This is a genomic window from Xylanimonas sp. McL0601, from assembly GCF_049852175.1.
GTDB lineage: Bacteria > Actinomycetota > Actinomycetes > Actinomycetales > Cellulomonadaceae > Xylanimonas.
In genome coordinates this window covers 1232671-1250527 of record NZ_CP187527.1, presented here as the reverse complement: position 1 = coordinate 1250527, position 17857 = coordinate 1232671, and the positions used below count along the sequence as shown (strand labels likewise).

Genomic DNA, 17857 nt, shown 5'->3' with positions numbered 1-17857 from the left:
AGAGCGGGTCAGATCGTCTCGCCGGCCGTCTCGTCGGCCAGGCCGCCGGGCGTCGTCTTCTGGACGTGGAGCAGGAACTCCACGTTCGTCTTGGTCTTCTTGAGCTGGCCCAGCAGCAGCTCGATCGACTGCTGCGTGTCGAGGGCGCCCATGACGCGGCGCAGCTTGTAGACGATCTGCAGCTCGTCGCGCGACATGAGGATCTCCTCGCGCCGCGTGCCCGACGCGTTGACGTCGATCGCCGGGAAGATGCGCTTCTCAGAGAGCGAGCGGGACAGGCGCAGCTCCATGTTGCCCGTGCCCTTGAACTCCTCGAAGATCACCTCGTCCATCTTCGAGCCCGTCTCGATGAGCGCGGTGGCGAGGATGGTCAGCGAGCCGCCGTTCTCGATGTTGCGGGCGGCGCCGAAGAACCGCTTCGGCGGGTAGAGCGCCGCGGCGTCGACACCACCGGACAGGATGCGGCCCGACGCCGGCGCGGCCAGGTTGTAGGCGCGCGACAGGCGGGTGATGCCGTCCAGCAGCACGACGACGTCCTGACCCAGCTCCACGAGGCGCTTGGCGCGCTCGATGGCGAGCTCGGCGACGAGAGCGTGGTCCGACGCGGGGCGGTCGAAGGTCGAGGAGATGACCTCGCCCTTGACGGTGCGCTCGAAGTCGGTGACCTCCTCAGGCCGCTCGTCGACCAGCACCACCATGAGGTGGACCTCGGGGTTGTTGGCCGCGATGGAGTTGGCGATCGCCTGCATGATGAGCGTCTTGCCGGCCTTGGGCGGCGCGACGATGAGGCCGCGCTGGCCCTTGCCGATCGGGGCGACGATGTCGATGACACGCGGCGTCAGACGCGTCGCCTCAGGGTTCTCGAGGCGCAGGCGCTCCTGCGGGTACAGCGGCGTGAGCTTGGTGAACTCGGGACGCTGGCGCGACTCCTCGGCCGTCATGCCGTTGACCGAGTCGAGGCGGACGAGCGCGTTGTACTTCGACCGCGCGCTGGTGCCCTGCGGCGGCTGATCGCCCTCGCGCGGCTGACGGATCGCGCCGACGATCGCGTCGCCACGGCGCAGGCCCGCCCGCTTGACCTGGTTGAGCGAGACGTACACGTCGTTCGGCCCGGGCAGGTAACCGCTGGTCCGCACGAACGCGTAGTTGTCGAGCACGTCGAGCACACCCGCCACGGGCAGCAGGACGTCGTCCTCGCCGACCTCGACGTCCTCGCCGCCGACGATGTCGGGCTGGCCGCCGCGGGGGTTGCGCCCGCGCTTGCGGTCCCGGCCGCGGTCGCGGCCGCGACGGCGGCGCGAGCGGTCGTCGTCCGGCCCGAAGCTGCGGTTGTCGTGCTGCTGACGGTTGTCGCCGCGCTGCTGCTGGGCCTGCTGGCCGTCACCGCCGTCGTTCTGCTGGCGGTTCTGGCCCTGGCCCTGGCTCTGCTGGCCCTGGCTCTGCTGGCCCTGGTTCTGCTGGCCCTGGCCGCCGGAGCCCTGGCCCTGGCGGCGCTGGCGCGGCGCGGAGACGGCGTCGGCGAGCTCGGCGAGGCGAGCCGCGCGGTCGACGTCGGACGCCGGCTGCTCGGCGCGGGCAGGCTGCTCCGCGCGAGCGGACTGCTCGCGCGTGGCCTGCTCGCCCTCGGCCGGACGTTCCGTGCCCGCGGGCCGCGTGGCCCGGCGCGAGCGCCGCGTCTCGGCGGAGGCCGGAGCGTCGGCCGACGCGGGTGCGACGTCGGCGCGCACGACCGGAGCGGTCGTCGACGCGGACGCGGGTGCGGTCGTAGCGGCCGCGCTGCCGCCGCCGGCGCGACCCGCTCGGATGGCCTCGACGAGGTCACCCTTGCGCATCTTGGACGTGCCCTTGACCCCCATCTGGGAGGCCACGGCCTGGAGCTCGGCGAGCTTCATCGAGCTCAAGGACCCGGAGCTGCTCGCCCGGGTCTGGGTGGTGTCTGTCACGAAGGACCCTTCCCCCTCGTTCGCGGGGCGTCCGGCGGTGTCGCCAGGACGCATGAACCTCGCGTCAGCGATACGTCGACGTCACTGACTCCGGTTCGTCGGCCTTCTCCCTCGTCACCTCGAGCGTCCACGCACGGGACAGTGCAAGGAATGCGCTGAACCGCGCGGTTCGGTGGGGGTGGCTGAGGTCGGCCCGAAACGCCTGGTGGGTTCGGCCGATGCCTGAAGGCTCATTGCATGTTACCACCGGACGTGGCTGCGTCCGGTGCGGCGAGCATACGACGCGCCCGCGCGCCGTGCGTGTCGATGCCAGGCCGCAGCGCCCGCCAGCCCGCGACGCCGTCGACGAGTCCCGCGAGAGTGGCGTCGAGGGCGGGCACATCGGCCTCGGGCGTCAGCACCAGGACCGTGGGGCCGGCGCCCGAGATCGTCGCGGCGAAACCTTCCGCGCGCAGCGCGCGCAGCAGCTCCGACGACGCCGTCATGACACCGGCGCGGTAGGCCTGGTGCAGCTTGTCCTCGGTGGCCTCGAGCAGCAGCTCGGGCCGGCGCGCGAGCGCCTCGACCAGCAGCGCGGACCGACCCGCGTTGAACGCGGCGTCGGCATGCGGGACGGTTGCGGGCAGCACGGCCCGGGCGCGCGAGGTGGCCAGCCGGGAGTCGGGCACCAGCACGGTCGCGACGATCGACGGGTCGACCTCGAGCCCCACGGCGCGCGGCCCGTCACCGTCCTGCCACGCGACGGTGGCGCCCCCGGTGATCGCGGGGGCTGCGTTGTCCGGGTGACCCTCGAACTCGGTCGCGATCGCGAGCACCGCCCGCGAGTCGAGCGCGCGCGGCTCGGCGAGCAGTGCCCGCGCGGCCACCACGCCGGCGACGACGGCTGCGGCGGACGACCCGAGGCCGCGCCCGTGCGGGATCGCGTTCGAGCAGGTCATCCGCAGCCCGGTGAGAGGCGCGCCGGCGAGCTCGAGCGTGTGCCGCAGGGCCCGCACCACGAGGTGCTCCGCGTCGGTGGGCACCTGCCCAGCGCCCTCGCCGAAGACGTCGACGACGACGTCGTCGCTCGCCACGAGGCGCACCTCGAGCTCGTCGTAGAGGGCCAGGGCCAGTCCGAGCGCGTCGAAGCCCGGCCCCAGGTTGGCGCTGGTGGCGGGCACCCGCACGACGACGTGGTCGGCTCCGAGCTGCACGGCGGGCTCCTCTCAGTCCGGGCGGGTCACTCGAGGCCGAGAGCCTGCGCGATGGAGACGACGTCGGCCGTCACGCGCAGCGGCTGCACCTCGCTGCCGTCGGGGGTGCGCAGCGCCCAGCCCGGGTCCTTGAGACCGTGGCCGGTCACGGTGATGACGATGCGCGCACCCGCGGGGACCAGACCTGCCTCGGCGCGAGCCAGCACGCCCGCGACGCCCGCCGCCGACGCCGGCTCGACGAACACGCCGACCTCGCTCGACAGGATGCGGTGGGCGGCGAGGATCTGCTCGTCCGTGACCGCTTCGATCACGCCGCCGGACTCGTCGCGCGCGGCCACGGCCTGCTCCCACGAGGCGGGGTTGCCGATGCGGATCGCGGTGGCGATGGTCTCGGGCTCGTCGATCGGGTGGCCCTTGACGATCGGCGCGGCGCCGGCGGCCTGGAAGCCCCACATCATCGGGGCCTTCGAGGCGGTGCCGTCGGCGGCGTACTCGAGGAAGCCCTTGCGGTACGCCGTGATGTTGCCGGCGTTGCCCACGGGCAGCGCGTGGATGTCGGGGGCGTCGCCGAGAGCGTCGACGATCTCGAACGCACCGGTCTTCTGGCCCTCGATGCGGTCGGGGTTGACCGAGTTGACCAGCTCGACCGGGTACGCCTCGGCGAGCTTGCGGGCGGCCACGAGGCAGTCGTCGAAGTTGCCGTCGACCTGCAGCAGCATCGCGCCGTGCGCGATCGCCTGGGACAGCTTGCCCATCGCGATCTTGCCGTCCGGCACCAGCACCGCGCAGGTCATCCCCGCGCGCGTGGCGTAGGCGGCGGCCGACGCCGAGGTGTTGCCCGTCGAGGCGCAGACCACGGCCTTGGCGCCGCGGCCCGCGGCGGCGGAGATCGCCGTCGTCATGCCACGGTCCTTGAAGGAGCCGGTCGGGTTCATGCCCTCGACCTTGACCCAGACCTCGGCGCCCGTGCGGGCCGAGAGCGCCGGCGCCGGGACGAGCGGCGTGCCGCCCTCCCCCAGCGTCACGATCGTCTGCTGCACGTGGGCGGGCAGGCGGTCGGCGTACTCGGCGATGACGCCGTTCCATTGCTTGGCCACTGGTGGGCTCCTCAGCTTCCCTCGACTCGCAGGACGGAGATGATCTGGCGCACCGGCTCGAGGCGCGCGACGGCGTCGACCGTCGCACGCAGCGAGGCCTCGCGCGCCGCGTGCGTGGTGATGACCAGGTTCGCGATGCCGGACTGGTCCTCGGTGTGCGACGACGTCTGGCGCACCGTGTCGATCGAGACGCCGTGCTCGGCGAGCACGCCCGCGACCTGCGCGAGCACGCCCGGGCGGTCGGCGATCGCCAGGCGCACCTGGAAGCGCGTGATCGCGGCCTCGGCCGGCAGCACCGGGAAGGCCTGGCCCTTCGACTCGCGCACCCCCTTGCCCCCGGTCAGGCGCCGACGCGCCGCGGAGACGACGTCGCCGAGCACCGCCGACGCCGTCGGGCGGCCGCCGGCACCCTGGCCGTAGAACATGAGCGGGCCCGCGCCGTCGGCCTCGACGAACACGGCGTTGAACGCCCCGCGCACGGCGGCCAGCGGGTGGTCGTCCGGCACGAGCGCCGGGTGGACGCGCACGGAGATGTCGCCGTCGTCGACGGGGCCGATGACCTCCGCGACCGCGAGCAGCTTGATGACGTGGCCGGTGCGCTTCGCCCAGGCGACGTCGGCGGCGGTGACGCCGCGGATGCCCTCGCGTGCGACGTCCTTGAGCGCCACGCGGGTGTGGAACGCGAGGCTCGCCAGGATCGCGGCCTTGGCGGCGGCGTCGAACCCGTCGACGTCCGCGGTCGGGTCGGCTTCGGCGTAGCCGAGCGCCTGGGCCTCCTTGACCGCCTGGTCCAGCTCGACGCCCTCGGTGGTCATCTTGTCGAGCACGAAGTTGGTCGTGCCGTTGACGATGCCGAGGACCCGGCGCACGTGGTCGCCCGCGAGCGACTCGCGGATCGGCCGCACGATCGGGATCGCACCCGCCACCGCGGCCTCGAAGAGCAGGTCGACGCCGGCCTGGTCGGCCGCCTCGAACAGCTCGGGGCCGCGCTCGGCGAGCAGGGCCTTGTTCGCGGTGACGACGGCCGCGCCGGCCTCGAGCGCGCGGCCGATGAGCGTGCGCGCGGGCTCGATTCCGCCCATGACCTCGACGACGACGTCGGCGCGGTCGACGAGCGCCTCGGCGTCGGTGGTCAGCAGCTCGCTCGGGATCACGAACCCGTCATCCGTGACGCGCACCGCATCCACCGAGCGGACGGCGATGCCGGCCAGCTCGACGGGCGCACCCACGCGCGCGGCGAGGTCGATCGGGTTCTGGAGGATGCCGCGGGCCACTTCCGTGCCCACCACACCGCATCCGAGCAGCGCGACGCGCAGCGGGCTGGGGCTCGACTTCTCGGGCACGGGGCACCTCCGGTCATCGGGGGGATGTCGCGCCCAGAATAGGGCGTCCCGGCTGCCGGGACGCCCGCAGTCCGGCACGCGGTCAGCCCAGGCTGGCGCTGGTCGTCGCTCCGGCGCCCGCGCTTCCGTTCGACGGTCCGGTTTCCGGTCGGTCGGCACATCGAGCGACCGGAAACGGGAGCGCCGAACGGATCGGTGCTCTGCGCGCGGCGCGTGGCGCGCGGGGTCAGCCTTGGTCGAGCGCCAGCAGGTCGTCGACCGTCTCGCGGCGCACGATGACGCACGAGGCGCCGTCCGCGACCGCAACTACCGGCGGGCGCGGCAGCAGGTTGTAGTTCGACGCCATCGACCGGCCGTACGCCCCCGTCGCCGCGACGGCGAGCAGGTCCCCCGCCGCGATGTCGCCGGGCAGCCGGATCTCCTGCAGCACGATGTCGCCGCTCTCGCAGTGCTTGCCGACCACGCGAGCGAGCGCAGGCGCCGCCGTGCTCGTGCGGTTCGCCAGCTCCGCGTGGTAGCGGGCGCCGTAAAGCGCGGGGCGGATGTTGTCGCTCATGCCGCCGTCGACCGAGACGTACAGGCGCGTGAACGTCGCACCGTCGTCGCCCGTGACGAGCACGGGCTTGACCGTGCCGACCGTGTAGAGCGTCACACCGGACGGGCCGACGATCGCGCGGCCGGGCTCGATCGAGATGCGCGGCAGCGCGGTGCCGAGCTCCGCGGAGGCAGTCGCGACGGCGTGCGCGATGTCGCGGGCGATCGTGAACGGGTCGACCGTCTCCTCGCCCGGCAGGTAGGCGATGCCGTACCCGCCGCCGAGGTCGACCTCCTCGACCAGCACGCCCGTCCGCGCGGCGAGGTCCGCGCGCAGCCGCAGCACCGCGCGCGCGGCCTCGACGAAGCCGGCGCCGTCCAGGATCTGCGAGCCGATGTGCGAGTGGATGCCCAGCAGGCGCAGGCTCGGGCGCTCCTGCACGCGCAACAGCGCCTGCATCGCCGGGGCGTCGCCGCCGTCGGGCCCGGCGTTGACCGAGAGGCCGAACTTCTGGTCCTCGTGCGCCGTCGAGATGAACTCGTGCCCGCCCGCGTGCACGCCCGTGGTCACGCGCACCATCACGGGCGCGGCGACGCCGCGCGCTGCCGCGAGGGCGGCGACGCGGTCCACCTCGGCGAGCGAGTCGACGATGATCCGGCCGACGCCGGCCACGAGGGCGGCGTCGATCTCGCCGTCGGACTTGTTGTTGCCGTGCAGGCCGAGCTCCGCGCCGGGGACTCCCGCGCGCAGCGCGACGGCGAGCTCGCCGCCCGACGCCGTATCGACCCGCAGGCCCTCCTCGCGCGCCCAGCGCGCGACGGCCACGGTGAGCAGCGCCTTACCCGCGTAGTACACGTCGACGCCGGTGCCGATCGCCTCGAAGGCGTCCGCGAACGCCGCCCGGTAGGCGCGGGCGCGGGCCCGGAAGTCGGACTCGTCGAGCACGTACGCAGGCGTGCCGTGCTCCGCCGCGAGCGCCGGTGCGCTCACCCCGCCCAGCACCAGCGCGCCGCCGTCGCGCCCTGCCGAGGCCGGCCAGGGCGCACCGAGCGGGGCGCTCACATCCGCTCCGGCGCGGACACGCCGAGCAGGTGCAGGCCGTTGGCGAGCACCTGGCGGACGGCGTCGTTGAGCCAGAGGCGCGTGCGGTGGGTGTCCGTGACGGGCTCGTCCGGGTAGGGCAGCACGCGGCGCTGGGCGCCGTCGTCGTCCTTGGCCTGGTACCAGGAGTGGTAGTCGCTCGCGAGCGCCTCGAGGTAGCGCGCGACGCGGTGCGGCTCGCGCAGCGCGGCGGCCTCGCCCACGATGCGCGGGAACTCCGCGAGCCGCCCGACGAGCACGGACTCGGTGCCGTGGTCGAGCAGCGACGGGTCGAACCCGTCCGCCCGCGAGACGCCGCGGTCGGCGGCGTTGCGGTCGACGGCGGCGGTGCGCGAGTGCGCGTACTGCACGTAGTAGACCGGGTTCTCGTTCTTCTGGCTGGTCAGCAGGTCGAGGTCCAGGTCGATCGTCGAGTCGGCGGCGAAGCGCGCGAGCGAGTACCGGGCGGCGTCCACGCCGACGGCGTCGACCAGGTCGTCGATGGTGATGACCGTGCCGGCGCGCTTGGACATGCGGACGGGCTGGCCCTCCTTGACCAGGTTGACGAGCTGGCCGATGAGGATCTGGAGGTTCTTGCCCGGCTCGTCGCCGAAGGCCGCGCAGACCGCCATCATGCGTCCGATGTACCCGTGGTGGTCGGCGCCCAGCATGATGATGACCTCGTCCGCGCCGCGCTCGCGCTTGTCGAGGTAGTAGGCGATGTCGCCCGCGATGTAGGCCGCCTCGCCGTCGGACTTGATGACCACGCGGTCCTTGTCGTCACCGAACTCGGTGGTGCGCAACCAGGTGGCGCCGTCGGCCTCGAAGATGTGGCCGGCCGCGCGCAGGCGCTCGACGGCGCGCTCGACCTCGCCGGACTCGTGCAGCGAGTCCTCGTGGAAGTAGACGTCGAAGTCGACGCCGAAGTCGTGGAGCGACTTCTTGATCTCGCCGAACATCATCTCGACGCCGCGAGCGCGGAAGGCCTCCTGGGCCTCGGCGTCGGGCCGCTCCGCGGGGGCCTGCTCGCCGGCCGCAGTGGCCTGCGCGGTGACCGCATCGGCGATCTCCTGGATGTAGGCGCCGCCGTAGCCGTCCTCGGGCGCGGCGTCGCCGCGGCCGGCCGCGAGGAGCGAGCGCGCGAAGCGGTCGATCTGCGTGCCGTGGTCGTTGAAGTAGTACTCCCGCGTCACCTGCGCGCCGGAGGCCTCGAGCACGCGGGCCAGCGAGTCGCCGACGGCGGCCCAGCGGACGCCGCCGATATGGATCGGCCCCGTGGGGTTGGCCGAGACGAACTCGAGGTTGATGTGCTTGCCGGCCTCGGTCTCGTTGCGGCCGTAGGCGTCACCGGCGTCGACGATGGTGCGGGCCAGCTCGCCCGCGGCGGCGGCGTCGAGCGTGATGTTGAGGAAGCCGGGGCCGGCGATGTCGACCTGCTTGATCCCGGCGACCGCCTTGAGGCGGGCGGCGAGGTCCTCGGCGAGCGCGCGCGGCGTGGTCCCGGCCTTCTTGGCGAGCTGGAGGGCCACGTTGGTGGCCCAGTCCCCGTGCTCTCGCTGCCGCGGTCGCTCCACGTGGACCGACGCGGGGACCGCGGCGGGGTCGAGAGCGAGCGTGCCGTCGGCGACGGCCGCGGCGAGGGCAGTGCTGAGCGCTCCGGAGAGCTCGTCGGGGGTCACGCGCCGATTCTACGTGGGGGCGGTGAGACCCCCGTCCGGCTGTTCAGGCTCCCTCGGTGGGTTTGTCGGGTGTCTCTGCGCCCTCGGGCGGCTCGGGGAGATCGTCCGGGTAGAGGATGTCGATCTCGACGATGGACTTCGGAAAGTCCTTCCGGTTGTTCGTGAGGAACTGGTCGGCGCTCCCGTTGACCGCGGTCGCCAGGTGGATCGCGTCGGCCGCACGCAACCCGTAGTCGACGGCGAGAGAGAGGCCGAGCTGCGCGGTCGCCGCATCAACAGGCACAAGCTCGATGCGTCCGAGATAGCTGATCAGCGTGAGCTGCTCGTCGGCATCGCCCGTCCGTAGCGGCGTCGTCAGCACCTCGGGCAGGAGCAGGACCGAACCGGTCCCCACGAACGGGGACGCCTCAGGGTCGACGTCGAACAACACCGCGACGCGGCGGCCGAGCGGGTTGTGCAGGTCGGCCGCGTGCACGAGCACGTCCGTGTCGAACGCGATCACGACCAGGCGTCCCGGCCTTCACGAACCCAAGCGACGATCTCCTCCGCACGTTCCGTGGTGAGCCCACCTTTGCGGACGGGCCTGTGGCGCGCCTCCTCGAGCAGACGACCGATGCGGTCGGCGCGCTCGAACACCGCCGAGCTGCGGCGTGCGCGCAGCACGTCCGGACGCACCATCACGGCGACCGGCTTGCCGTGACGCGTGATGGTGATCTCCTCGCCCTGCGCGACACGATCGACGAGCGATGGCAGGGAGGCTCGCGCCTCGCTGATCGTCAATGCGCTCATGGGCCTAGTTTGCAGGCGTGTACACCCGTGTACAAGTGACGACGGCCTCGCACCCCGTTCTCGCTTCCCTCGGTGGGCAGGTCCCCGACCTGCCACCGAAGACTCACAGTGCTGGTAGTCTCGGGTCGGCCGTCCGGTGGGCGGCTGCGCGCCTGTAGCTCAGTGGATAGAGCGTCTGCCTCCGGAGCAGAAGGTCGGGGGTTCGAGTCCCTTCAGGCGCACCTTCCGAAACGGCCCGTCACCTGAGAATCCAGGTTGCGGGCCGTTTCGCATGCACGGCCGCGCACCTACTGGAGGTCCAGCTCGACCCATTCCGTCAAGCCAAAGGCAACGTCCTGGCGTACGGCTTCCTCGAACACCTCGACGACGACGTCCGCTTCGACGTAGATATCGTCACCGTTGAGCACAACCTCTCCGCTCGAGGCCGACCGATTCGCCGAGAGCCCTCAGTCTCGAGCGTTCCTGAAATCTGCCTCCGAGTCGGCCCGCATCGTGCTCATCAGGACGCGGACCGAGGCCGTCCCCCACCGCTCTGACCTGCAGTCATACCGGGTTGCTCAATGGTTGAGTCCAGAACGAGTCAAATTCTGGGACTCTGTGCGCCGCGGCAGACCCTCGGGTTCGTCCTCCGCGAGAGACGCCTCGTAGCGTCGTAGCCATGACGAAGACACCGCTCCCCCGCATCGCATCCGCCCTGCTCGCTGGCGCGTTCGCCGTCGTCCCGGTCGCCGCCACGGTCGCCCTGGCGCCGCCGGCCGCCGCCATCGCGCACCTCACCGACGACGCCCAGGTCGGCTACGACGCCGACGCGCTGACCAAGCTCGGCATCACCCCGGCCTCCGCCGATCTCGACAGCTCCGAAGGTCACGTCCACGTCGCGACCGAGGACGGCGTCGAGGCAGTCCCCGCCGACCCGGCCGAGGCGGTCGACGGCGGCGTCGAGTTCCGCGACGAGGACGGCAACCTCGTCGACCGCGACCCGGCCGAGCTCGAGCTCGACCGCGCGGAGCTCGCCCGCCGGGGCATCGCGACCGCCGACATCGAGCCGATCTCCGCCGAGATGACGCCCGTCTCCGCCAACATCGACGAGACCGGCGGCTTGTCGAGCGGCGTAGTCGTCGCATTCGTCGCCAGTGGCGTCGCCCTCTTCGGCGGCGGTGTGGCCCTCGGCCGACGCGCCCGAGCTCACAAGGCCTGACGCGGCTCCCCGGCAGGGTGCGCGAACCACGCGGCGCGCGCGCCCTGCCGGCGCTCGCACGAGAGCGTCGATGACAATGGGAGGCATGGTCACGCGACCGCGCACCGACGACGCCTGAGGAACCATCGTGTCCTCTGCCGCCGCCACGCCCGACGAGGAGTTCGCCGCCTTCATGGCCGACGCCTCGCCCCGGCTCGCGCACACCGCGTGGCTGCTCACGGGTGACGAGCACCTGGCCGAGGAGCTCGTTCAGGAGGCGCTGACCCGCACGTTCCTCGCCTGGCGCAAGGTGCGCCGACGCGACCCGCACGCGTACGCACGCCGGGTTCTCGTCGGACGTCGGGCCAACGACCAGGTCAAGCGGAACCGCGAACCGTCGTACGCCTCGCCGGCACTGCCGGACGGCGCGACCGAGGGTGGTGAGCGGGCGGTGATCGACCGCGACCGGCTGGTCCGCGCCCTGTCCACCCTCACCGAGAGGCAGCGACGGATCGTCGTGCTGCGGCACCTCGTCGGCCTCAGCGAGCAGGAGGTCGCCCACAACCTCGGCGTGTCGCTCGGCACCGTCAAGTCGACCGCGTCGCGCGGCCTCGCCCAGCTGCGCGAGGTGCTGGAGTCGGCCGACGACGCCGCACAGTCACCCCATCACGGCCAGGAAAGCTAGGAGGACGCCATGCCCATGGAAGACGACGCGTTCGTCCAGGCCCTGAGCCGCCTCGCCGCGGAGGCAGCGCCGACCATCGACGTCGACACGACCCGTGTCGTTCCCACGGCGCGCCGCCGCCGGGACCGTCGGCGCTCGGTGGCGACCGCCTCGCTCGGCGTGCTCGTCCTCGCCGGCGTGGGGTTCACCCAGGTCCCGGGGTGGACTGACGGTCCCGTCGTCGCTGCGTACGAGACCGTCGTCGAGCCGACCGCTCGGGTCGCGCCGCTCTCCGTCGTCGAGCACGACACGGACGACGCCGACGACTACGCCGGCGTGCCCACCGCCGTGGCGGGTGCGCTGGCTGCCGCCGGGGTCGGAGCCCTCGGAGCGGGCGCGTACTTGGCGGTGCGCGCACGCCGCCACGAGCGCTGACCTGTAGTCCACTTCGTCCGTATCACGGCGACGAGCAACGAGAGCGCCAGTGGGGGTTCGACGAGTTCGAGCATTCGCGCGGAGTTCGAGCGCTCGGGCGCTCGTACGCCCGACAATCGCTCGAACTCCGCGGCCGCGGCCTCAAGCAGGCCACCAGCCGGCGCTCGCCGCGGAGCCCGCGCACTCCGCGGAGCCCGCGCTCGTCCGACGGCGAGCGCAGCGGACACCCAGAGCGCTCACCCGGCGGGCGGTTGCCACAGCTCGATCGGGAGCCCCTCAGGGTCGTGGACGCGAGCGAAGCAGCCGTACTCCGTCTCCCAGTCGGGGCGCCGTTCGACGTCGATGCCCGCCGCCTCGAGCCGCGCCGCCAGCGCGTCGAGGTCGGTCACGCGCAGGTTCAGCATGAACTGCTGGTCCGCCGCGAAGTAGTCGCTGTCGGCGTCGAACGGGGCGAACACCGTCATGCCCGCCTGCTGCTGCCAGATCGCGTCGTGCCCCGCGTCGATGCCGAGGTGCTCGCGGTACCACGCGGCCCTCGCGCCCGGGTCGCGGCTCCGGAAAAAGACGCCCCCGATTCCCTCGACCGTCACGACGTCCCTCCTCGGCCGGCGACCCGCCGGCGCCCCGCCGACGACCCGGCCAGCATCGGTCGCAGGCGCGGCGCCCGCAACACCTCGCATCACGTCGGCCACGACCGACCGTTCGTCGCCACCGTCCGCACGGGATCGCCAGCTCAGTGGGCGTCGCGACGCGCTCCGTCGCGCCCTTTCCGTCGCCTCCCCCTCCCTTTCGGCGTCGTACCTCCTGGCGTTCCCGCGCCCAGAACGCCAGAAGGTACGACGCCGAAAGGGAGGGTTGGCGGCGAATGCGGCGGTTTGCGCGGGCGGCGGGCGTATACAGAACTAGCCGAACGCTGGACGGGTGGGACCCGCAGGGCTACCTTCTGTATACATGAGCGTCAGCGAGGCCGCCCCCCGCGTCGGCGAACGCGCGTACCGCACCCTGCGGGACGAGATCGTGCGCTGGAGCCTCCCGCCCGGCGCCCCCCTCGGTGAGATCGAGCTCGCGGAGCGGCTCGGCATGTCCCGCACCCCCGTCCGTGAGGCGCTCGCGCGACTGCTCGCCGACGGGCTCGTCGTCACCGTCGGCGGGCGCGGGCTCGCCGTCGCGCCGATGGACCTCGAGCGGGTGCACGCGCTGTACGAGGTGCGCCAGGCGCTCGAGACTCAGGCGGCCCGGCTGGCCGCGCGCCGCGGCGATCCCGCGGTCTTCGCGGCGCTCGCCGACGAGCTCTCGGCCGCGCCGACGGAGCGGGCCGCCTACTACGACCTCGTCGCCCGCCTCGACGCGGCGATCGACGCCGCGACTGCCAACGACTACCTCGTCGCCGCCCTCGGGTCCGTCCGCACGCACCTCGAGCGCATCCGCCGCGTCGCGCAGGACGATCCCGCCCGGCTGGCCGCCGCCGCCGTCGAGCACCGCACGATCGCGGCCGCGATCGCGGCCGGCGACGCCGAGCTGGCCGCCCACGCCACTCACGTGCACCTGCACCACAGCCTCGAGAACGTCGTCCGGACCGGAGGGACCGCAGCATGATCACGCACCACGTCAGCGTCCACCGCAGCGACGAGGCCCTGCCGCCCGAGGACCAGCTCGCGTACGCCATCGCCACGGTCGCGGCCGAGCAGCTCGACCCCGCGCCCGAGGTCACCGACATGGTGGTCAACCGACTCATCGACAACACCGCGGTCGCCGTCGCGAGCCTGGGGCGGGCTCCCGTGCTCGCAGCGCGCGCGCAGGCGGAGGCGCACCGGCCGTCGACGGGCGGGCGCGGGTCGACCGTCGTCGGCAGCGCACTGCGGACGAGCCCCGAGTGGGCCGCCTGGGCCAACGGGGTGGCGGTGCGCGAGCTCGACTACCACGACACGTTCCTCGCGGCCGAGTACTCGCACCCGGGCGACAACATCCCGCCGGTCCTGGCCGTCGCGCAGCACGTCGGGGCCGACGGCGCGGCGCTCGTGCGCGGCATCGTGACCGGGTACGAGGTCCAGGTGGACCTGGTCCGGGCCATCTCCCTGCATGCGCACAAGATCGACCACGTCGCCCACCTCGGGCCGAGCGCCGCGGCGGGGATCGGCACGCTGCTGGGCCTGGGCGCCGACGTCATCGCCCAGGCCGTGGCCCAGGCGCTGCACACGACGACGGCGACCCGGCAGTCGCGCAAAGGCGAGATCTCGACGTGGAAGGCATACGCCCCCGCGTTCGCGGGCAAGGCGGCGGTCGAGGCAGTGGACCGGGCGATGCGCGGGCAGACCAGCCCGGCGCCGATCTACGAGGGCGAGGACGGCGTCATCGCCTGGCTGCTCGACGGACCCGGCGGCGCGTACGACGTCCCGCTGCCCGAGAAGGGCGAGGCGCGCAGGGCGATCCTCGACACCTATACCAAGGAGCACTCGGCGGAGTACCAGGCGCAGGCCTGGATCGACCTCGCGCGCAGGCTTGGCGCCGAGCGCCCCGAGCTGCGCGACCCCGACGCGGTGAGCGCCGTCGTGCTGCACACCAGCCATCACACGCACCACGTCATCGGCTCGGGCAGCGGCGACCCGCAGAAGTACGACCCGGCAGCGTCGCGGGAGACGCTCGACCACTCGATCCCGTACATCTTCACGGTCGCGCTGCAGGACGGCGCGTGGCACCACGTCGCGAGCTACGCGTCGGCGCGGGCGGGCCGCCCGGACACGGTCGCGCTGTGGCGCAAGGTGACGACGGCGGAGGACCCGGAATGGACCCGCCGCTACCACTCGAGCGACCCGACGGAGAAGGCGTTCGGCGGCCGCGTCGAGATCACGCTGACCAGCGGGGAGACCGTCGTCGACGAGATCGCCGTCGCCGACGCCCACCCGCTGGGTGCGCGGCCGTTCGCTCGCGCGGACTACGTGCGCAAGTTCCGCACGCTCGCCCAGGACGTGCTCGCCGAAGCGGAGGTCGAGCGGTTCCTCGGGCTCGCCGAGCGCCTGCCGGACCTCAGGTCCGGCGAGCTCGCCGGGCTCACCGTGCGGCCGCTCGTGGACCCGGCCGCGGCCGCCGCACCGTCGCGAGGGATCTTCTGATGCTGTACTCCACGCTCACTCCGACGGCCAAGCGCCGAGCCTTACGCGAGCGCCTGCGCTCGGGCGAGCTGCTCGAGCTGCCGGGGGCGTTCAGCCCGCTCGCGGCCCGGCTCGTCGAGGACAAGGGGTTCGACGGCGTCTACGTCTCGGGCGCGGTCGTCGCCGCCGACCTGGGGCTGCCCGACGTCGGCCTCACGACGCTCAGCGAGGTGGCCGCCCGCGCCGGGCAGATCGCCCGCATGACGGACCTGCCCACGCTGGTCGACGCCGACACCGGCTTCGGCGAGGCCATGAACGTGGCGCGCACCGTGCAGACGCTCGAGGACGCCGGCGTCGCGGGCCTGCACGTCGAGGACCAGGTCAACCCCAAGCGCTGCGGCCACCTGGACGGCAAGCAGGTCGTCGACGACGCGACGGCGCTGCAGCGGGTGCGTTCGGCCGTCGAGGCGCGCCGCGACGACGACCTGCTGATCATGGCCCGCACTGATGCGCGGGCCGTGCTCGGGCTCGACGCCGCGCTCGACCGGGCGCGGGCGCTGGTCGACGCCGGGGCCGACGCCGTCTTCCCGGAGGCGCTGCAGGACCTGGCGGAGCTCGAGGCGTTCGCGAACGCGCTCCCCGTCCCCGTGCTTGCGAACATGACCGAGTTCGGCAAGACGGACCTGTTCACGCGGCAGGAGCTCGTGGACGCGGGCGTCGCGATCGTCATCTATCCCGTCTCCCTGCTGCGCGTCGCCATGGGCGCCGCGGAGCGGGCGCTCGACTCGCTGCGGTCCGAGGGGTCGCTGCGCTCGCAGGTGCCGGGCATGCAGACGCGTGCGCGGCTGTACGAGCTGCTCGACTACGCCGGGTACTCGGCGTTCGACACCGGCGTCTTCGACTTCACCCTGGAGGAGCAATGACCGAGGAGATCCACCCCGGCCTGGCCGGCGTCGTCGCCGACGCCACCGCGATCAGCGCGGTCAACCCCGAGACCAACTCGCTGCTGTACCGCGGCTACCCGGTGCAGGAGCTCGCCGACACCCAGCCGTTCGAAGCCGTGGCGTGGCTGCTGTGGAACGGCGAGCTGCCGACGGACGAGGAGCTGGCGTGGCTGCGCGCCAACGGCCGCCCGTTCCGCCCGCTGGCGCCGGAGGTGCGGGCGGCGATCGACGCGCTCCCCCGCGACGCGCACCCGATGGACGAGGTCCGCACCGCGGTGAGCATCATCGGTGCCGACGAGTCCGCCGGGGAGGTGCTGCACGAGACGGGCCCGACGCGCGAGGAGAACGTGGCCCGCAGCCTGCGGCTCTTCGCGGCACTGCCGGCGATCGTCGCGTACGGGCAGCGCCGCCGGCACGGTCTGGAGCCGATCGCGCCGGACGAGAGCCTCACGTACGCCCAGAACTTCCTGTGGATGACGCGCGGCGAGGTGCCCGACCCCGTCGTCGTCGACGCGTTCAACCGGTCGATGATCCTGTACGCCGAGCACTCGTTCAACGCCTCGACCTTCACCGCGCGCGTGATCGCGTCCACGCTCAGCGACCTGCACTCCGCCGTCGTCGGCGCGATCGGCGCGCTGAAGGGTCCGCTGCACGGTGGCGCCAACGAGATGGTGATGCACACGCTCGACGAGATCGGCACCGCCGAGAACGTGGGGCCGTGGCTCGACGCGGCGCTCGCGGAGCACCGCAAGATCATGGGCTTCGGGCACCGCGTCTACAAGCACGGGGACTCGCGGGTGCCGACCATGCGGGCCGCGCTCGGCACGCTCGTCGAGCACTTCGACCGGCCGGACCTGCTCGCTCTGTACGAGGCGCTCGAGCGGGAGTTCGTCGAGCGCAAGGGCATCTACCCCAACCTCGACTTCCCGTCAGGCCCGGCTTACCACCTCATGGGCTTCGACACCCCCACGTTCACGCCGATCTTCGTCGCCGCACGCGTGACGGGCTGGACGGCGCACGTCCTGGAGCAGCAGGCGCACAACGCCCTCATCCGCCCGCTCGCGGCGTACGACGGCGTCCCGGAGCGGCACGTTCAGGCGTCGACGCGCGCGAGCTGAGCCGCGAGCTCGCGCGTGCCGCCGTGCCACGGCGTGCCGTGGCCGGGCAGCACCCACGTAGCGTCGATCGACGCGAGCTTGGCGTGCGAGGCGCGGGCGGCGACCGGGTCGTCCGTGAAGGGGGCCGGCTGGGGGCCGCGCGCGCCGGTGAGCACGTGCCGCGTGGTCAGCGCGTCGCCGACGAACACCGCATCGACGCTCGGCACGACCACCGCGACGCTTCCGGCGGAGTGGCCGGGCAGCGCGACGATCTGCGGGACGCCGGGCAGGTCGAGCACGTCGCCGTCGTGCACCGGCGTCACCTCGGTGAGGTACGTGGTGCGGAGCCCGCCCTTGCGGGCGGCGTACCAGAAGAACTGCGCGACCGCGCCCAGGCGCATGTGGCCCCAGGCCGGGTGCGTGGACTCCTTGCCGCAGGCTCGGGCGGCGTCGGCCTCGTGCACGTAGACCGGGACGCCGTGGTCGCGCCGCAGGCGCTCGGCGTACCCGATGTGGTCGCTGTCGCCGTGCGTCAGGACGACGCCGCGCAGGTCCGCGAGCGTCCGGCCCATGGCCGCCAGCTCGCGCTGCAGGTCGCGGAACTGGCCCGCGAGGCCGGCGTCGATGAGCGTGAGGCCGCCCTCGCCCTCGACGAGGTACGCGGCGACGATGTCGTTCCCGACGCGGTGCAGGCCCGGTGCCAGCTTCATGGCCGGCTCCTCTCTCGAAACAGGTATCGTTTGACGATGGCTACGCTAGATAGCCATCATGGCTAATGTCAATAGCCCAAGG

At 73.0% G+C, this 17857-nt stretch carries 17 protein-coding genes and 1 tRNA gene; 8 read left to right on the top strand and 10 right to left on the bottom strand.

Features of this window, described 5'->3' with window-relative positions; all coding sequences use genetic code 11:
• Nucleotides 1–8: 8 nt before the first annotated feature.
• The 8 genes from rho to ACO4JP_RS05620 form a co-directional block, all read right to left on the bottom strand.
• Nucleotides 9–1943: a transcription termination factor Rho gene (rho, locus tag ACO4JP_RS05655; protein ID WP_425956407.1), complete on the bottom strand. Its 1935-nt coding sequence runs from the start codon at nt 1941–1943 to the stop codon at nt 9–11.
• A 230-nt stretch (nt 1944–2173) separates the two neighbouring features.
• Entirely contained in the window at nt 2174–3136 is a 963-nt protein-coding gene (gene thrB / locus ACO4JP_RS05650; protein WP_425956406.1) for a homoserine kinase, read from the bottom strand.
• A 26-nt stretch (nt 3137–3162) separates the two neighbouring features.
• Nucleotides 3163–4233 (bottom strand): threonine synthase, encoded by a 1071-nt coding sequence (gene thrC, locus ACO4JP_RS05645; RefSeq protein WP_425956405.1) that lies wholly within the window; start codon nt 4231–4233, stop codon nt 3163–3165.
• A gap of 11 nt (nt 4234–4244) precedes the next feature.
• Nucleotides 4245–5576, bottom strand: a complete 1332-nt coding sequence (locus tag ACO4JP_RS05640) for a homoserine dehydrogenase (protein WP_425956404.1) — start codon at nt 5574–5576, stop codon at nt 4245–4247.
• 226 nt (nt 5577–5802) lie between these two features.
• Nucleotides 5803–7173, bottom strand: a complete 1371-nt coding sequence (gene lysA / locus ACO4JP_RS05635) for a diaminopimelate decarboxylase (RefSeq protein ID WP_425956403.1) — start codon at nt 7171–7173, stop codon at nt 5803–5805.
• Nucleotides 7170–8870: an arginine--tRNA ligase gene (gene argS, locus ACO4JP_RS05630; RefSeq protein ID WP_425956402.1), complete on the bottom strand. Its 1701-nt coding sequence runs from the start codon at nt 8868–8870 to the stop codon at nt 7170–7172. Before argS ends, lysA begins: the two co-directional genes overlap by 4 nt.
• Nucleotides 8871–8913: 43 nt before the next feature.
• The gene (locus ACO4JP_RS05625; protein WP_425956401.1) at nt 8914–9372 is read right to left on the bottom strand and encodes a type II toxin-antitoxin system VapC family toxin; all 459 of its coding nucleotides are present in this window, start codon (nt 9370–9372) and stop codon (nt 8914–8916) included.
• On the bottom strand, nt 9369–9659 hold the full coding sequence (locus ACO4JP_RS05620; protein WP_425956400.1) for a type II toxin-antitoxin system Phd/YefM family antitoxin: 291 nt from the start codon (nt 9657–9659) through the stop codon (nt 9369–9371). The genes ACO4JP_RS05625 and ACO4JP_RS05620 overlap by 4 nt, the downstream gene beginning before the upstream one ends.
• 148 nt (nt 9660–9807) lie before the next feature.
• Here ACO4JP_RS05620 and ACO4JP_RS05615 point away from each other — a divergent pair.
• From ACO4JP_RS05615 to ACO4JP_RS05600, 4 genes are all read left to right on the top strand, one after another.
• Nucleotides 9808–9880: transfer RNA gene (locus ACO4JP_RS05615), tRNA-Arg, on the top strand.
• Nucleotides 9881–10317: 437 nt separating this feature from the next.
• A complete protein-coding gene (locus tag ACO4JP_RS05610; protein WP_425956399.1) occupies nt 10318–10857 on the top strand; it encodes a hypothetical protein in 540 nt (179 codons plus the stop codon).
• Nucleotides 10858–10984: 127 nt separating this feature from the next.
• Complete coding sequence (locus ACO4JP_RS05605; protein WP_425956398.1) at nt 10985–11521, top strand: SigE family RNA polymerase sigma factor; 537 nt, start codon at nt 10985–10987, stop codon at nt 11519–11521.
• A 9-nt stretch (nt 11522–11530) separates the two neighbouring features.
• Complete coding sequence (locus ACO4JP_RS05600; RefSeq protein ID WP_425956397.1) at nt 11531–11935, top strand: hypothetical protein; 405 nt, start codon at nt 11531–11533, stop codon at nt 11933–11935.
• Nucleotides 11936–12171: 236 nt separating this feature from the next.
• Here ACO4JP_RS05600 and ACO4JP_RS05595 read toward each other — a convergent pair whose 3' ends face one another.
• Nucleotides 12172–12525, bottom strand: coding sequence for a VOC family protein (locus ACO4JP_RS05595; RefSeq protein WP_425956396.1), 354 nt, complete (start codon nt 12523–12525; stop codon nt 12172–12174).
• A 361-nt stretch (nt 12526–12886) separates the two neighbouring features.
• On the opposite strand from ACO4JP_RS05595, the gene ACO4JP_RS05590 reads away from it, so the two are divergent.
• The 4 genes from ACO4JP_RS05590 to ACO4JP_RS05575 are packed head-to-tail and all read left to right on the top strand — an operon-like array spanning nt 12887 to nt 17086.
• Nucleotides 12887–13531: a GntR family transcriptional regulator gene (locus tag ACO4JP_RS05590; RefSeq protein ID WP_425956395.1), complete on the top strand. Its 645-nt coding sequence runs from the start codon at nt 12887–12889 to the stop codon at nt 13529–13531.
• Nucleotides 13528–15045: an MmgE/PrpD family protein gene (locus ACO4JP_RS05585; RefSeq protein WP_425956394.1), complete on the top strand. Its 1518-nt coding sequence runs from the start codon at nt 13528–13530 to the stop codon at nt 15043–15045. Before ACO4JP_RS05590 ends, ACO4JP_RS05585 begins: the two co-directional genes overlap by 4 nt.
• The gene (gene prpB, locus ACO4JP_RS05580) at nt 15045–15947 is read left to right on the top strand and encodes a methylisocitrate lyase (protein WP_425956393.1); all 903 of its coding nucleotides are present in this window, start codon (nt 15045–15047) and stop codon (nt 15945–15947) included. Before ACO4JP_RS05585 ends, prpB begins: the two co-directional genes overlap by 1 nt.
• Nucleotides 15944–17086, top strand: a complete 1143-nt coding sequence (locus ACO4JP_RS05575; protein ID WP_425956392.1) for a bifunctional 2-methylcitrate synthase/citrate synthase — start codon at nt 15944–15946, stop codon at nt 17084–17086. The genes prpB and ACO4JP_RS05575 overlap by 4 nt, the downstream gene beginning before the upstream one ends.
• Here the strand turns inward: ACO4JP_RS05575 and ACO4JP_RS05570 are convergent.
• On the bottom strand, nt 17062–17775 hold the full coding sequence (locus ACO4JP_RS05570) for an MBL fold metallo-hydrolase (protein WP_425956391.1): 714 nt from the start codon (nt 17773–17775) through the stop codon (nt 17062–17064). The genes ACO4JP_RS05575 and ACO4JP_RS05570 overlap by 25 nt on opposite strands.
• Nucleotides 17776–17857 lie beyond the last annotated feature (82 nt).